Here is a 14,536-nt window from a genome sequence, read left to right on the forward strand (position 1 = left end):
TCACCTTACAGGCTCCAGTAGGCTAGGTCGTTGATCTGGCCGCGGAACAGGCCTTTGATGTCCACTACCACGGCGGGCTGGTTGGTGATGGACTTGAAGTAGTCCTCCGTCAGCTCGGTGTAGGGTTTGTGGCTCACGGCTACAATAACTGCATCGTAGTCCTGGCGCATGTCAGCCTCCGGCGTCAGGCGGAAGCCATACTCATGGTGCAGCTCCGCAGAATCGGCGTGGGGGTCCACGATGTCCACGTTTACCGAGAAGTTTTTCAGCTCCTGAATCACGTCGGCCACCTTGGAGTTGCGGATGTCCTCCACATTTTCCTTGAAGGTCGCGCCCATCACCAGCACCCGGCTCTTGGCCACATCCTTACCCTGCTTAATCATCGTCTGCACGGTTTTACGTGCGATGTAAGCGCCCATGTTGTCGTTGGTAGTCCGGCCAGACAGAATCACTTTGGCGTCGTAGCCCAGCTCCTTGGCTTTATACGTCAGGTAGTAGGGGTCTACCCCGATGCAGTGGCCGCCCACCAGGCCTGGCGAGAACTTCAGAAAATTCCACTTGGTACCGGCGGCTTCCAGCACCTCATAGGTGTTGATATTCATGCGGTCGAAAATCATCGACAGCTCGTTCATCAGCGCAATGTTTACGTCGCGCTGGGTGTTTTCAATGATTTTGGCAGCCTCAGCTACTTTAATGCTGCTGGCCCGGTGCACGCCAGCCTTTACCACCAGCTCGTAGGTCTTGGCAATTATGTCCAGCGACCCAGCGTCGCAGCCGGCTACTACCTTCACAATGCTGCTGAGGGTGTGCTCCTTATCGCCGGGGTTGATGCGCTCGGGCGAGTAGCCCACCTTGAAGTCGCCGTTGGCGAAGCTCAGGCCCGAGTGCTTTTCCATCACCGGAATGCAGTCTTCCTCGGTGCAGCCGGGATACACCGTGCTTTCAAATACCACGTAGTCACCCTTCTTCAATACCTTGCCCACCGACGACGACGCACCCAGCAAGGGCTTCAGGTCGGGCTGCGCATGCTCGTCGATGGGGGTAGGCACTGCCACAATGTAAAAGGTAGCCTCCCGCAGCACGTCCAAGGAATCCGTGAATTCAATATCACAGCCCTCGAAGTCTTTGGCTTCCAGCTCCCCACTGGGGTCAATGTTATTGCGCATCAACTCCACACGCTTGGCGTTGATATCAAACCCGATTACCTTGATTTTGCGGGCGAATTCAAGGGCAATAGGCAAGCCCACGTAACCGAGGCCGATAACGGCCAGCTTGGCCTGTTTTTGGAGAAGTTGCTCGTACACGATAAAAGTGACTGAGTGATGGAGTGACTGAATGAAGATGCTGGTAGATGCTGGCGCAGGGTGTCCCGCCTTAGCCGGGGCTGATACGAAAAACCTGTCCGTCGGTTAGCTGATATAGTTCCTGACTTTCCGGGCAGGTAGCTTGCTGCTGCTGGTTGAATTCCAACCGGTGGCCGTGGGCACTCATCCACCCGTGTTGCCGGGCCGGGTTGCCATATACCAGCGCAAACGGCGGTACATCGTGCGTTACTACGGAACCGGCTCCTACAAAAGCGTATTCGCCCAGGGTAATGCCACACACCACCGTGCTATTGGCCCCAATGGTTGTTCCCCGGCCCACCTGCGTAGGGAGGTACTCCCCACGGCGGGGTACTGCGGCCCGCGGGTTACGCACATTGGTGAATACCACGGAGGGGCCCAGAAAAACGTCGTCCTGGCACTGTACGCCCGTGTACAAGCTCACATTATTCTGGACCTTCACGTTGCGGCCCAGCGTTACAGCATCGGCCACAAACACATTCTGGCCCAGGCTACAGGCCTCGCCCAACACGGCTCCGGCACTAACATGGCAGAAGTGCCAGATGTAGCATCCAGCCCCAATGCGGCAGCCTGCGTCGAGGACGGCGGTAGGATGCGCGTAATAGCCGGAAGCGTTGGTCATGCCAGCGGAGTGAATGGAAAGTTTTTCAGCCCGCAAAGGTAGGGGTTTTGGTAGTCTGTTAAGAAATCCGGGGTCTGGTTCGGACTGATCTGGTAGTATTTGGCTGTTAATTTATCATTATGCCGGGCCGGGCCAGGTGGCACGGGCCATACGGGGCTTGCCAAATATATCCGGCTGCACCATTGTTTCCTGGTAGCCGGCACCCTGGAACAAAGCCATGATTTCCTCGGCAAATTGCTCGTTGATTTCAACATACAGCTTACCTCCGGAAGCCAGCAGAATGGTCCCCAGCTCCGCAATACGCCGGTAAAACAGTAGTGGGTCGTGGTTGGGAACAAATAGCGCGGTGGCCGGCTCATACGCCAGCACATTGGCCCGCATGAATGGCCGCTCATTTTCCAGCACATAGGGCGGGTTGCTTACCAACACATCAACTGGCGCCGGCAGATCAGCTGGTTGTGTGGTAAGAATGTCTGCCTGCTGAAACGTTACGGCCACCTCGTAGCGTCGGGCATTCCGGCGGGCTACCGCCAACGCCTCCGGGTCTATATCAACGGTTGTAATATGGGCCCCGGGCAACCGCCTGCCCAAAGCAACCGGAATGCAGCCCGAGCCGGTGCCTACGTCCAGCACCCGCAAACCGGCGCGGCCTGTCTGCTCCCGCACTATCCATTCCACCAACTCCTCTGTTTCAGGCCGCGGAATAAGAGTGGCCGGTGTTACTTCCAGCGCCAGCCCGGCAAAATGGGCAACTCCCAGTACGTATTGCAGGGGCTCATGTTGCAGCAGGCGGGCCTGAATAGCGGCCAGCGCCCCCAGGCTGGCAGCCGGAATTTCCTGCTGTGCCTGCACGCGCCGTTGCAGGGGGGTAAGCTGCAGTACCTGCTCCAGCACCTCTCCGGCTATAGCCTGAGCTTCGGGGGCCTCGTAAACCGGCTGCAAAGCAGAGGCCAGCGCCTCGGTGTATTGACGTAAAGTAGGCATAGTTCACAAAGGTAGGCGGTAGGGCGTGGCAGCAGGGCGCGGGGTTATGGCTCTTCCTGTATCTTCACTGCCCAAGCCCTTACCGCCCCACCCTGCTCCTGCCCCCCACGCCACCCATGTCTGCCACTACTTTCGACTACCTCATGATGCAGCGCGCCCTCGACCTGGCGCGCCTGGGCACCGGTTATACCCGCCCAAACCCGCTGGTAGGCTGCGTCATCACCCATCAAGGCCGCATTATTGGGGAGGGCTGGCACCGGCAGTATGGGGGGCCGCACGCCGAGGTACACGCCGTGCAGTCGGTAACTGCGCAGCACCTGCTACCCCAAAGCCGCGTATACGTAACGCTGGAGCCCTGCTCTCACTTCGGCAAAACCCCACCCTGCGCCGACCTGCTCATCGAGAAAAAGGTAGCCGAAGTGGTGGTGTGCAACCTGGACCCGAATCCGCTGGTAGCTGGCCGGGGCATTCAGAAACTGCGGGATGCCGGTATTCAGGTAGAAACCGGGCTACTGGAGGCCCAAGGGCGCCAGCTGAACCGCCGGTTCTTCACGTTTCAGGAGCAGCAACGGCCCTATGTTGTGTTGAAGTGGGCCGAAACGGCCGATGGCTATTTGGCCGGGCCCTACTTTCAGCCGGTACCCATTAGTGGGGAGTTGGCCCGGGTAGCGGTGCATCAGTGGCGGGCCGAGGAGCATGCCATTCTGGTGGGCACCCGCACCGCCCTGCACGACAACCCCCGCCTGAACGTGCGGGAATGGCCGGGGCAGAACCCCGTGCGCGTGGTAATCGACAAGAATCTGAGTCTGCCTCCCACTCACCACCTCTTCGATGGCTCGCAGCCTACCGTGGTATTCACCTACCGGGAACGAGCAGCCAAGGACAACCTTAGCTACGTAATGCTTTCGGAGGCCGAAGACCTGTTCCCGCAGATTCTGCACAACCTGTTCCAGCGCCACATCCAATCCGTGCTGGTAGAAGGTGGGCCCACCGTGCTGCACTCCTTGCTGAAAGATGGGCTATGGGACGAGGCCCGGGTAATCAGGTCGCGGCAGCGGCTGGGCGGAGGCGTACCGGCCCCGCAGATGGGGCTTACGGGTCTGCAGGAACACCGGCTGCTGGGCCAGGACGAAGTATTCTGCTACCGGCGCGCCTAACCCAGAACAGAGCAGCGCGCCGGAACGCAAAAAGGGACCATCCCTACGGACGGTCCCTTTTTGCATACTCGCCGGATCAGATCCGGAGACTATGTAGGGTTATTACTCAGCAGCAGAAGCTGTAGCCGACGTGTGCACCTCCGCAGCTTCAACGGCCGCTGGAACTACCGATACAAACGAACGGTCTTTGCGGCCCTTGCGGAACTGCACCGTGCCGTCAATCATAGCGAACAGGGTGTGGTCTTTGCCAATACCCACGTTCTGGCCGGGGTGGTGCTTGGTACCGCGCTGACGCACGATAATGTTGCCGGCAATGATGGACTGCCCGCCGAAGATTTTCACGCCCAGACGCTTAGCTTCTGATTCGCGGCCGTTGTTGGAGCTACCTACGCCTTTCTTGTGTGCCATGGTATTGGAGAATTATGAAGTATGAATGTTGAATTATGAGGTGAACTGGGCTTTGCACCGCAATTCATCATTCATAATTCTAAACTCATAACTGGCCTTAGCCGATGCTGTTGATTAGAACTTTGGTGAACTGCTGACGGTGACCGTTCAGCTTCTTGTAGCCCTTACGGCGCTTCTTCTTAAATACCAGCACCTTGTCGCCTTTTACGTGGGCCAGGATGGTACCGCTTACGGTAACGTCCAGCTCGGGCGAGCCAATGGTGAGGGTTCCGTTATCATCGGTCAGCAGGGCTTTGCCCAGCTCCACAGTGTCGCCGACGTTGCCAGCCAAACGGTGGGCATATACAAATTTATTGGCTTCGACCTTAGTCTGCTTCCCGGCTATGTTGACAATTGCGTACATCGGCGTCTTCGCGGTTTCTGAAAAATGGAAGGCAAAAGTAGAAGGATGATTTTACAAATCCAAACCCTAACTCACTAAACCTCATCGTCCCTATCCATTCCGTAGTTGCCCAACCCGGTTAAAGGAACCCGCTGCCGGGTGTGCGAATACTATTTTCTGTGGACAACCGCAATTATCCACAGAAAAAGTGTGGATAACTAAAGTTATTCACACTTACCCCCTTGCTTTTTTACTGATTTCGCCCTAAGGAGCAACTGGCAGGAACATAGAAGCATACATAAAAAATACTGGACAAAAAATGCCACAGACGGGCCGTTGTTCCCGGCGGGGCGGTTTATCTTTGGCTTCCGGCCCCAAGCTCTGACTGCCCTGAACAATTTGTTGAGGGAGGAGGTTGGGAACAGCTGCTTTGCTCATTTCCGGCACCTTACATCTACCTATACCTGCTGTCATGGAACCTCTGCTCACTGAGAACCCCAACCGCTTCGTCCTTTTCCCAATCCAGCACAACGATGTGTGGCAGATGTATAAGAAAGCCGAGGCATCGTTCTGGACGGCGGAGGAAATTGATCTGAGCCAGGACCAGAAGGACTGGGATTCGCTCAACGACGGGGAGCGGCACTTCATCAGCCACGTGCTGGCTTTCTTCGCTGCCTCTGATGGCATCGTGAACGAGAACCTGGCCGTGAACTTCATGCAGGAGGTGCAGATGGCTGAGGCCCGCTGCTTCTACGGCTTCCAGGTGATGATGGAAAATATCCACTCCGAAACCTACTCCCTGCTGATTGACACCTACATCAAAGACCCCAAGGAAAAGGACCGCCTGTTCAACGCCTTGGAAACGGTGCCCTGCGTGAAGAAAAAAGGGGAATGGGCCCTGAAATGGATTAACTCCGAGAATTTTACGGAGCGCCTGATTGCCTTTGCCGCCGTGGAGGGTATTTTCTTCTCTGGCTCGTTCTGCTCTATTTTCTGGCTGAAAAAGCGGGGGCTGATGCCGGGCCTGACCTTCTCGAACGAATTGATTTCCCGCGACGAAGGCCTGCACTGCGACTTTGCCTGCCTGCTCTACCGTGACCATCTGCGGAATAAGCTGCCCGAAAGCCGCGTGCACGACATCATCCGCGACGCGGTGCAGATTGAGCAGGAATTTGTGACGGATGCGCTGCCGGTAAACCTCATTGGCATGAATGCCCAGAGCATGAGCCAGTACATTGAGTTTGTGGCCGACCGCCTATTGGGCGAGCTAGGCTACAGCAAAATCTACAACGCCTCCAACCCCTTTGATTTCATGGAGATGATTTCATTGCAGGGTAAAACCAATTTCTTCGAGAAGCGCGTGGGCGAGTACCAAAAGGCCGGGGTGCTATCGGACCGCACGGCCAATGCTTTCTCGCTGGACGAGGATTTTTAATAGGCCTTTTTTGCTTGCCGGAACGGGCGCTGTGCAGCTGCACAGCGCCCGTTCCGGTTTCGTAGCTTTCCTATACTATTCTTCTGCCGTCACCGTTGCTGCTGGTAAAGTGCCTATTATGCGGTTTCATGAACGGTGTAGGGTTTCTGCGCCCCACGTACACCGTTTGCAAATTCGCTACAGCACCGTATTTAGCTACCCTATTCCGACTTATGAGAAAAGCGTTTCTATTGCTAGCTCCCTTGCTGCTGAGCAGCTGCACCTTGTTTGCGCAGGGCGACTTTAGCCAGCTGAACCGGCAGGCGGCCGATGCATACGCCGCCAAAAACTACCGCTCCTCCGGGCAGCTTTACGACCAAGCATTTAAACAGCGTAATGCCCTGCCCACCAGCACCGACTTGTACAACGCCGCCTGCAGTTGGGCTCTGGCCGGCGACGCTACCAAGGCTTTCCAGTACCTGGACCGGGCTACGCTGGCGGGCTGGGAGAACCTGGCCCATGTGCAACAGGATACCGACCTGGCGGCGCTACACGCCGATAAACGCTGGCAACCTATGCTGACGAAGCTACGGGCACAGCTGGCTAAGCTGGAAGCCAACTACAACCGGCCCCTCAAGCAGCAGCTGGATTCTATTTATGCCTCCGACCAGGGTGGGCGGCAGCAGTACGCTGAAATTCAGAAGCAATACGGGGATAAGTCGCCGCAGATGCAGGCGCTATGGAAGGAAATAGAGGCCAAGGATGCCCGGAACCTGCAGAAGATAACGGCACTGCTGGATGCCCATGGTTGGCCCACCAAGGCGGAAGTAGGCAACATGGGTACCCAAACGGTATTTCTGGTTATTCAGCACTCCAACCTGCCTACCCTGGAAAAATACTTTCCCATGGCCAGGCAGGCCGCGGAGCGGGGCGACCTGGCAAAGTCGGCGCTGGCGCTGATGCAGGACCGGCTGCTGATGTGGCAGGGCAAGCCGCAGATATACGGCAGCCAGCTCCACACGGACCCCAAAACCAACAAAATGGTTTTCTATACCATTCAGGACGAGGCCCATGTGGATGAGCGACGGGCAGCCATTGGTATGGAGCCGCTGGCCAGCTACGCCAAACGCTTCGGGCTGGAATATACAGTGCCCACGAAGTAAGCACCGCACCAAGCTGGCTACACAACCAGCGGCCCGATCCGGGCAGATATAAAACCAGCACCACAGTAGCCACCCAAAGTTGGTAGTGAATTAGCCGCCAGTAAGCCGTTAATATGCTCCAGCAGGCAATTCAGGATAAGGCCAATGCTGCCATTGCGCAACACGTAGGGTTATGGCTGAGCCCCGAGCAGGCACAGGCTATACAGCAGCAGTACGGCTTCGCTACGTTCACGCTGGTGCGGCAGGTGTATGACTTTGCCGTGAGCCAGCCAGCTGACTGGAGCTCCGCTACTCTGGAGCAACACCTGAGCGTAGTAGCGGACACGCTCAAAATGGCTTACCCCTTTTTAAGTGAGGAAAGTATTCGGCGGCTCGTTAACTGCTTTGCCTACGCCTGGAAGTAGTGCCTGGTGTACCAGCTTTTACTAAACAGCTCCTGACGTTTGCGGCGGGAGCTGTTTTTGGTTTACGACGCCCGACGTTAACCGACAATACCACTTCTGCCGGAAATCAGCAACCCAATTTCTAAATAGTTTAGCGAGCTATATAGCAGAGCCTGAATCACAAAAAAAGGCCTGATTAGCACCATTTTAGGCTTATGTGGAAAACTTCCAGAGAATAGGTTTGTCCTGAGATTCCAGGACGGATATATTCGGAACCGTTGACCTTGCTTACAGGCTTGGCAACCCGCCAGAATCCGCTTGAACTCGTTGGCCGGCCTGCTCCGGCTATTCCCATATCCCAACCCAACCTCAACCTGCTACGCCTATGCTGGTACTAAAACGCGACGGCCGCCGCGAGTCCGTGAAATTTGATAAAGTCACGGCCCGCATCGAGAAGCTCTGCTACGGGCTTAATATGTTGTACGTGTCGCCGATTGAGGTGGCCAAGAAGGTTATCGACGGCATTTATGACGGCGTAACCACTGTGGAGCTCGATAACCTGGCCGCCGAAACGGCCGCCTCGCTCACCACCAAACACCCCGATTACGCCATCCTGGCCGCCCGCATTGCGGTGAGCAACCTGCACAAGGTCACCAGCAAGTCGTTCAGCAGCACCATGAAGCGGCTGCACACCTACGAGGACCCCAAAACCGGCGAAAACGCCTCCCTGATTGCCCAGGACGTGTGGGAAATCGTACACGCCAACGCGGCTACGCTGGACTCGGCCATCATCTACGACCGGGACTACAACTACGACTACTTCGGCTTCAAGACCATGGAGCGCAGCTACCTGCTGCGCCTGGATGGCCGGGTGGTGGAGCGCCCCCAGCACATGCTGATGCGCGTGGCCGTGGGTATTCACAAGGAAGACATTGAGTCGGCCATTGAAACCTACAACCTACTGAGTGAGCGGTGGTTCACGCACGCCACGCCCACGCTGTTCAACGCCGGTACGCCCAAACCCCAGATGTCGTCGTGCTTCCTGCTCACGATGAAGGACGACTCGATTGAGGGCATCTACGACACGCTGAAGAACTGCGCCCTGATTTCGCAGAGCGCTGGTGGTATTGGCCTGGCCGTGCACAACGTGCGCGCCACGGGCTCCTACATCAAAGGCACCAACGGCACCTCCAATGGCCTGGTGCCCATGCTGAAGGTGTTCAACGACACGGCCCGCTACGTGGACCAGGGCGGGGGCAAGCGCAAGGGCGCTTTTGCCATGTACCTGGAGCCCTGGCACGCCGATATCTTCGACTTCCTGGACCTGAAAAAGAACCACGGCAAGGAGGAAATGCGCGCCCGGGACCTGTTCTACGCCCTCTGGACGCCCGACCTGTTCATGAAGCGGGTGGAAGCCAACGGCGACTGGACGCTGATGTGCCCCAACGAGTGCCCCGGCCTGGACGAGTGCTACGGCGAGGAGTTTGAGCGCCTGTACCAGAAGTACGAGCGGGAAGGCCGCGGCCGCAAAACCATTAAGGCCCAGGACCTGTGGTTTGCCATTCTGGAAAGCCAGACCGAAACGGGCACGCCCTACATGCTGTTCAAGGACGCGGCCAACAGCAAGAGCAACCAGAAAAACCTCGGTACCATCAAGTCCTCGAACCTGTGCACCGAGATTATGGAGTACACCGACAAGGACGAGGTAGCCGTGTGCAACCTGGCCTCCTTGGCGCTGCCCCGCTACGTGCGCCCCGATGAGAAGGGCAACCTCATCTTCGACCACAAGAAGCTGTACGAGGTAACCTACCACGCCACGCTGAACCTGAACAAGGTTATTGACATCAACTTCTACCCGGTGCCCGAGGCCGAGAAGTCGAACTTCCGCCACCGGCCCATCGGGTTGGGCGTGCAGGGCCTGGCCGATACGTTCATTGCCCTGCGTATGCCGTTTGAAAGCGACGAAGCCAGCGGGCTGAACAAGGACATCTTCGAGACCATCTACTTCGCGGCCATGACGGCCTCCAAGGACCTGGCCAAGAAGAACGGCCCCTACGAGACGTTCAAAGGCTCCCCGCTGAGCCAGGGCCAGTTCCAGTTCGATATGTGGGGCGTTACGCCCGAGTCGGGCCGCTGGGACTGGGAGGCGTTGCGGGCTGAGGTAATGGAGCACGGCGTGCGCAACTCGCTGCTGGTTGCGCCTATGCCCACGGCTTCTACGGCCCAGATTCTGGGCAATAACGAGTCGTTTGAGCCTTACACCTCTAACATTTACGTGCGTCGCGTGCTGAGCGGCGAGTTTATGGTGGTGAACAAGCACCTGCTGAAGGACCTGGTGAAGCTGGGCCTGTGGAACGAGCAGATGAAAAACGCCATTATTGCCGCCAACGGCTCGGTGCAGGATATTCCGAGCATCCCGCAGAACATTAAGGACCTGTACAAAACGGTGTGGGAGATTTCGCAGCGCCGCATTATTGATATGTCGGCCGACCGGGGCGCCTACATCTGCCAGAGCCAGAGCCTGAACCTGCACGTGCTGAATGTGAACTTCGGCAAGCTCACCAGCATGCACTTCCACTCCTGGAAGAAGGGCCTGAAAACCGGCATGTACTACCTGCGCACCAAAGCCGCCGCCGACGCCATCAAGTTCACGGTACAGAAGCAAGCCGCCGAGACCCTGGAGCCGCTGAACGTATCGGCCCAGAACGCTTCGGATATGGCCTGCTCCCTGGATAACCCGGACGCCTGCGAGGCCTGCGGTTCGTAAGAGAACCAAAACAATAGTTAATATAAAAAGCTGCATCACTAAGTGATGCAGCTTTTTATATTAACTATTGGAAACTTATATCGAAAACTATTAGTCAGGCTGAGCAAAGCATAAAACTTTTCTAAACTCTACCGCACCCGTTAGTGGCTGGTTCATTTTTGAAATAGTTTTACTTTCCATAATCTGTGTCTTATGAAATATCTGATACTTGGCATTTGCTTTATCTTAATATTATCAAATAACAGAAGTTGGGCTTATAGGCAACCTTCTAAAGTCATCCACGTGGACTTTCAATATCTAGAAGCTTGTGAAGAAGGAGGACCGAAGTGTAAACCGATTAGCATAAGCCGAAAAGTTGGTGAAAAAGTAGAATTAGTGTTACCAGACCTATTACGGACATCCATCAGCATTTGGGACGAAGAGAACTACAAGAAGCTGATGCAACGTACCGGCACTTATCAGCCTATATACAGAACTGGAAGCAGCGAGGAAGGTAAAAGACGCAAAATCGTTTTGCCTTTGAGCAAATTGAGAGACGGTAATTATCGTGTTTGGATAGTAGGTGATTCGGTGGGAGGCATGCTCGAACTCCACTTAAGAACGGAATAGATTCTTTAATTTCTCTTGCACTCGCTTAGCTGTAGCGAGTGAGCCATATGCCTGAGGGGCTGTGCCCTGAATCAAGCCGCGCTACTAGCCCAATTCCAGCGGACGCACGCAGCAGAGCTACTGAAATGTAGTGGTCACTCGGCGCAGCCGAGCCACTGCCCGAGGATTAGTTCGGAAAGAGAAATTATCCACATTTTCAAGCCCATGTCATACCGCTACGTCGGCATTCTGCTATTTCTTTTAATGGCATGTTTTTCCGCAAAGGCACAGACGCGTAAGCCTAAAACCGTAGCCCCAAATACCTTGTTTCAGGGGATTTGGGCAGTTGGCCCTAATGAGAATGCAGAGTTTGAAGTGCGTGGCAGCCGCTTGACGTACGTTGAATTTCCGGATACGCCTGTCCGGTACAGAATCACCCCTACTACCCTCACGATTTTCAACGAGGATGGCCCTTCTGTTTGCAGAATCAGGAAGCTGACCAAGGATAGCTTGGTGTATGTGACTTCTGGTGGGTTTACAGTTCGGCTATACAAACGCCGCTAGGTTCTTATTTCCCCCGCACTCGCTCGGCTGTGCCGAGTGAGCCCTACGCCTGAGGGGCTATGCCTCGAATCCGGCCGCACCACAAGCGCAGTTCCGGCGGACGCACGCAGCAAAGCTGCTGGGGCATAGTGGTCACTCGGCGCAGCCGAGCGACTGCTGGGGGCGGCATGATAATGACCTTCCTTACATTAATATGGCAAGCCGATACCGCGCCGCCTAGAGAAATCCGGGCGGCGCGGTATCGGCTTAACGTAGGCGGGCTGTTTCCCCCCGCACTCGCTCGGCTGTGCCGAGTGAGCCCTACGCCTGAGGGGCTGTGCCCCGAATCCGGCCGCACCACCAGCCCAGTTTTGGCAGACGCGCGCAGCAAAGCTACCGAAGCACAGTAGGTCATTCGGCGCAGCCGAGCAACTACCTGGGCTCCGCTACCCGCATGCCGGAAGCGGCTTCACCAAGCATCAAATTATCAGACCAATAGCTCTGACAAAAAAAGGCTCCCACATCGGCGGGAGCCTTTTTGCTTGGAAACTGGCAGTAGCTTAGTGCCGCCCCTTGCCGTGCCCATGACCGTGGCCGTGCTTGGAGCCGTGGTACCCGCGCGGGGCGTAGTACACGGGCTGGGCGGGTACCAGCAGTACGGGGCGAGGCTGGTAGTAGTGCTTGTGGCCTTTCCATTTTTTGGGGTAGCGCGTCTCGCGCACTACTACCACCGGAGGCGGAGCCGGACGGCCTACGTTGATAATTACCTGCGCCCGGGCCGGGGCCGCCTGCAGCAGCAGCGCCGCTACTACCAGAAAGGCGGCAAATGAAAGACGTTTCAGCATAACCGAAGAGAGAGAAAGGAAAAGAAAGAGGGCGTAGACGCCTGCCGGAAATTCGTTCAAAAAACAAGCCAAAACTTTTCAAATCGGCAAAGCGGCTTCTTCCACTGCCCCAGAGGTAGTATCAGCCACGCCGGTCAGCCAGCCAGTGGACAAGGCCCGCCGCTGGTGCAGACGCCGGTACTGGCCCTACGGGCGGGTACGTCGGGCCGGACGGGTGGCCCGTTGGGGCTGGGCCGGGGCCACCTGCACCGAATCGACGGTTACCTGACCGGTGGGCAGCTTGGGTTGAGCTAGCACGCCGTTGGGGCGAACCTCGGTGGCTACGGGCAGTGGCTCGGCTTTGCCCTGCCCTACGCCGCTGGGCAGCGTTACGCCGGGCACCGGGCTTATGCGTTCCGTGGGGCTGCGCCGGGTGGGCGTTACCGGCGGCCGGTTCTGAGCCTGAGCGGCGGCCGCGCCCAGGCTCAGCACACAGGCGAAGGAAAGAAAACGATGCAGCAGCATAAGGCAGATAGCTAGAAGTGAGGCACAACAGCCGGCCAAAAATGTAGGCCGGCTGCTTTTCTGCCTACGGCGGCCCTCCGGGAAGGTTCCTGCCCCAAGGCGGCCGAACGGAGGGGCTGGGACTATCGTATTCAGGCAAAACCAGAACTCCACTTATCCGCCTTCCTTCGCCATGGCTCGTTTGCTGCTCATTTTGCTGATTTTCGTGTGGGGTGGGGCCGTGTCCGCCACCCAGGCCCAGTCGGCGGCCGATGTACCGGCCCGGCCTACTCCTTTCCGCTTCGTAAACGACCAGGCGCAACTACTCAGCGCAGCCGATGCCACCACCCTGGAAAACGGCCTGCGCCGCTACGCCGACAACAACGGCACCCAGATAGTAGTGGTAACGGTGCCCTCGCTGGAAGGAAAGCCGGTAGCTGCCTACGCCAGGGCGCTGGGAGCCGCCTGGGGCCTGGGCCAGCGCGATAAAAACAACGGTGTAGTAGTGCTGCTGGGCGCTCAGGAGCGGGCCGTCACCATTCAGGCCGGCTCCGGACTGCGTAGCCAGCTTACCCCCGCGGTAACCAGCCGCATCATCAGCCAGATGACTTCCGGCTTCAAGCAGGGCAACTACTTCGGGGGGCTGAAAGCCGGCCTCAACAGCCTGATGTACGCCGCCGACCCCAACTCGGCTCCCGGTCCGGCCCAACCGGATGCCGCCACGCCCTCCACTGCCCCCACGGCACCGGCCGCAGCTCCCGGCGGTGTGGCGGCGTCGGCCAACGAACCTGGCACCGTGGCCCCGGACCCTGTTCCCACGGCACCGGCCGCAGCACCCGAGCCGGAGTCGGCGGGCTTTGGGTTGAGTACCCTAGTGCTGGTGGTGGTAGTAATTGGGGGCGGACTCTGGCTGGTATCGAAGCTGTTCCGGCGGCGCAACGCTCCGGCAGCAGGCAGTGCTCCTGACTTCCTGCCCACTCAACCCACGGGCCCAGCTGGTACGGCCAACCGGGGCGGCTACGGCCCCCAGCAGACGCCCGATTTTCTCTCGAACCGGGGCGGTGGCTCCAGTGGGAGCGGTATGGGTGGCATTCTGATGACCGGGGCAGCGGCGGCGGCCGGGGCCTACCTGGGCAACCGCATGGCCGACCGGAACGACGATGCGGCCCCTCACCTCTCGCCCGATGCCCCGGCCCGCCCCCTCGATGCGCCGGCTACCGATTCTACCGGTTCCGGGAGTGCTTTCCCCTTCCTGGGAAACTCCGCCCCCGAGGCCGACCCAGCGCCCGATTACTTTGCGCCGGATAGCCCCGGCAATGAGCCGGATTATTTTTCCTCGGATGATGCCTCCTCCTACGACGATTCTTCGTCCGACGACACTGGCGGGGGTGGTTTCGATGATACCAGCGACAATAGCGGTTCCTGGTAAGCTCCCTCTCGTTGCCTGCCAGAGG

At 57.6% G+C, this 14,536-nt stretch carries 15 protein-coding genes; 8 read left to right on the forward strand and 7 right to left on the reverse strand.

Annotated elements, in window-relative coordinates; genetic code table 11:
- Window positions 1-5 precede the first annotated feature (5 nt).
- The 3 genes from EI290_RS14325 to prmC form a co-directional block, all read right to left on the reverse strand.
- Window positions 6-1,304 (reverse strand): nucleotide sugar dehydrogenase, encoded by a 1,299-nt coding sequence (locus EI290_RS14325; RefSeq protein ID WP_125431704.1) that lies wholly within the window; start codon window positions 1,302-1,304, stop codon window positions 6-8.
- Window positions 1,305-1,374: 70 nt separating this feature from the next.
- A complete protein-coding gene (locus EI290_RS14330; RefSeq protein ID WP_125431707.1) occupies window positions 1,375-1,965 on the reverse strand; it encodes an acyltransferase in 591 nt (196 codons plus the stop codon).
- 117 nt (window positions 1,966-2,082) lie between these two features.
- Window positions 2,083-2,949 (reverse strand): peptide chain release factor N(5)-glutamine methyltransferase, encoded by an 867-nt coding sequence (gene prmC, locus EI290_RS14335; RefSeq protein ID WP_125431710.1) that lies wholly within the window; start codon window positions 2,947-2,949, stop codon window positions 2,083-2,085.
- 116 nt (window positions 2,950-3,065) lie between these two features.
- Between prmC and ribD the strand changes: the two genes are divergently transcribed.
- Window positions 3,066-4,106, forward strand: a complete 1,041-nt coding sequence (gene ribD / locus EI290_RS14340) for a bifunctional diaminohydroxyphosphoribosylaminopyrimidine deaminase/5-amino-6-(5-phosphoribosylamino)uracil reductase RibD (protein ID WP_125431713.1) — start codon at window positions 3,066-3,068, stop codon at window positions 4,104-4,106.
- Between the two features lie 102 nt (window positions 4,107-4,208).
- Here ribD and rpmA read toward each other — a convergent pair whose 3' ends face one another.
- A complete protein-coding gene (gene rpmA / locus EI290_RS14345; RefSeq protein WP_125431716.1) occupies window positions 4,209-4,514 on the reverse strand; it encodes a 50S ribosomal protein L27 in 306 nt (101 codons plus the stop codon).
- Window positions 4,515-4,611: 97 nt separating this feature from the next.
- Window positions 4,612-4,917, reverse strand: a complete 306-nt coding sequence (gene rplU, locus EI290_RS14350) for a 50S ribosomal protein L21 (protein ID WP_044000590.1) — start codon at window positions 4,915-4,917, stop codon at window positions 4,612-4,614.
- A gap of 451 nt (window positions 4,918-5,368) precedes the next feature.
- Between rplU and EI290_RS14355 the strand changes: the two genes are divergently transcribed.
- The 6 genes from EI290_RS14355 to EI290_RS22600 all read left to right on the forward strand — a co-directional run bounded on the left by EI290_RS14355 (window position 5,369) and on the right by EI290_RS22600 (window position 11,775).
- A complete protein-coding gene (locus EI290_RS14355) occupies window positions 5,369-6,331 on the forward strand; it encodes a ribonucleoside-diphosphate reductase small subunit (RefSeq protein ID WP_185817002.1) in 963 nt (320 codons plus the stop codon).
- Window positions 6,332-6,543: 212 nt separating this feature from the next.
- Window positions 6,544-7,473: a DUF6624 domain-containing protein gene (locus EI290_RS14360; RefSeq protein WP_246008957.1), complete on the forward strand. Its 930-nt coding sequence runs from the start codon at window positions 6,544-6,546 to the stop codon at window positions 7,471-7,473.
- A 113-nt stretch (window positions 7,474-7,586) separates the two neighbouring features.
- The gene (locus EI290_RS14365; protein WP_125431719.1) at window positions 7,587-7,877 is read left to right on the forward strand and encodes a hypothetical protein; all 291 of its coding nucleotides are present in this window, start codon (window positions 7,587-7,589) and stop codon (window positions 7,875-7,877) included.
- Between the two features lie 364 nt (window positions 7,878-8,241).
- On the forward strand, window positions 8,242-10,623 hold the full coding sequence (locus tag EI290_RS14370) for a ribonucleoside-diphosphate reductase subunit alpha (RefSeq protein WP_125431722.1): 2,382 nt from the start codon (window positions 8,242-8,244) through the stop codon (window positions 10,621-10,623).
- Window positions 10,624-10,815: 192 nt separating this feature from the next.
- Window positions 10,816-11,232 carry a hypothetical protein gene (locus EI290_RS14375; RefSeq protein ID WP_125431725.1) on the forward strand — a complete coding sequence of 139 codons (417 nt, stop codon included), beginning with the start codon at window positions 10,816-10,818 and terminating at the stop codon, window positions 11,230-11,232.
- 204 nt (window positions 11,233-11,436) lie between these two features.
- Window positions 11,437-11,775 (forward strand): hypothetical protein, encoded by a 339-nt coding sequence (locus EI290_RS22600; RefSeq protein ID WP_125431728.1) that lies wholly within the window; start codon window positions 11,437-11,439, stop codon window positions 11,773-11,775.
- A gap of 539 nt (window positions 11,776-12,314) precedes the next feature.
- Here EI290_RS22600 and EI290_RS14385 read toward each other — a convergent pair.
- Both EI290_RS14385 and EI290_RS14390 read right to left on the reverse strand, forming a co-directional pair.
- Window positions 12,315-12,599 carry a hypothetical protein gene (locus tag EI290_RS14385; protein WP_221766266.1) on the reverse strand — a complete coding sequence of 95 codons (285 nt, stop codon included), beginning with the start codon at window positions 12,597-12,599 and terminating at the stop codon, window positions 12,315-12,317.
- A gap of 186 nt (window positions 12,600-12,785) precedes the next feature.
- Window positions 12,786-13,103, reverse strand: a complete 318-nt coding sequence (locus EI290_RS14390) for a hypothetical protein (RefSeq protein ID WP_125431731.1) — start codon at window positions 13,101-13,103, stop codon at window positions 12,786-12,788.
- 172 nt (window positions 13,104-13,275) lie between these two features.
- On the opposite strand from EI290_RS14390, the gene EI290_RS14395 reads away from it, so the two are divergent.
- Window positions 13,276-14,511: a TPM domain-containing protein gene (locus tag EI290_RS14395; protein ID WP_125431733.1), complete on the forward strand. Its 1,236-nt coding sequence runs from the start codon at window positions 13,276-13,278 to the stop codon at window positions 14,509-14,511.
- Window positions 14,512-14,536: the final 25 nt, after the last annotated feature.

Origin of the sequence: Hymenobacter metallilatus (assembly GCF_003944705.1) — a bacterium.
Lineage (GTDB): Bacteria > Bacteroidota > Bacteroidia > Cytophagales > Hymenobacteraceae > Hymenobacter > Hymenobacter metallilatus.

What these genes read in the sequence shown, in the direction of transcription:
- EI290_RS22600 (WP_125431728.1), top strand. Translation starts at nt 11,437, where the DNA reads ATGTCATACCGCTACGTCGGCATTCTGCTATTTCTTTTAATGGCATGT.
- ribD (WP_125431713.1), top strand. Translation starts at nt 3,066, where the DNA reads ATGTCTGCCACTACTTTCGACTACCTCATGATGCAGCGCGCCCTCGAC.
- EI290_RS14365 (WP_125431719.1), top strand. Translation starts at nt 7,587, where the DNA reads ATGCTCCAGCAGGCAATTCAGGATAAGGCCAATGCTGCCATTGCGCAA.
- EI290_RS14395 (WP_125431733.1), top strand. Translation starts at nt 13,276, where the DNA reads ATGGCTCGTTTGCTGCTCATTTTGCTGATTTTCGTGTGGGGTGGGGCC.
- EI290_RS14390 (WP_125431731.1), bottom strand. Translation starts at nt 13,103, where the DNA reads ATGCTGCTGCATCGTTTTCTTTCCTTCGCCTGTGTGCTGAGCCTGGGC.
- prmC (WP_125431710.1), bottom strand. Translation starts at nt 2,949, where the DNA reads ATGCCTACTTTACGTCAATACACCGAGGCGCTGGCCTCTGCTTTGCAG.
- EI290_RS14330 (WP_125431707.1), bottom strand. Translation starts at nt 1,965, where the DNA reads ATGACCAACGCTTCCGGCTATTACGCGCATCCTACCGCCGTCCTCGAC.
- EI290_RS14360 (WP_246008957.1), top strand. Translation starts at nt 6,544, where the DNA reads ATGAGAAAAGCGTTTCTATTGCTAGCTCCCTTGCTGCTGAGCAGCTGC.
- EI290_RS14355 (WP_185817002.1), top strand. Translation starts at nt 5,369, where the DNA reads ATGGAACCTCTGCTCACTGAGAACCCCAACCGCTTCGTCCTTTTCCCA.
- EI290_RS14375 (WP_125431725.1), top strand. Translation starts at nt 10,816, where the DNA reads ATGAAATATCTGATACTTGGCATTTGCTTTATCTTAATATTATCAAAT.
- rpmA (WP_125431716.1), bottom strand. Translation starts at nt 4,514, where the DNA reads ATGGCACACAAGAAAGGCGTAGGTAGCTCCAACAACGGCCGCGAATCA.
- rplU (WP_044000590.1), bottom strand. Translation starts at nt 4,917, where the DNA reads ATGTACGCAATTGTCAACATAGCCGGGAAGCAGACTAAGGTCGAAGCC.
- EI290_RS14370 (WP_125431722.1), top strand. Translation starts at nt 8,242, where the DNA reads ATGCTGGTACTAAAACGCGACGGCCGCCGCGAGTCCGTGAAATTTGAT.
- EI290_RS14385 (WP_221766266.1), bottom strand. Translation starts at nt 12,599, where the DNA reads ATGCTGAAACGTCTTTCATTTGCCGCCTTTCTGGTAGTAGCGGCGCTG.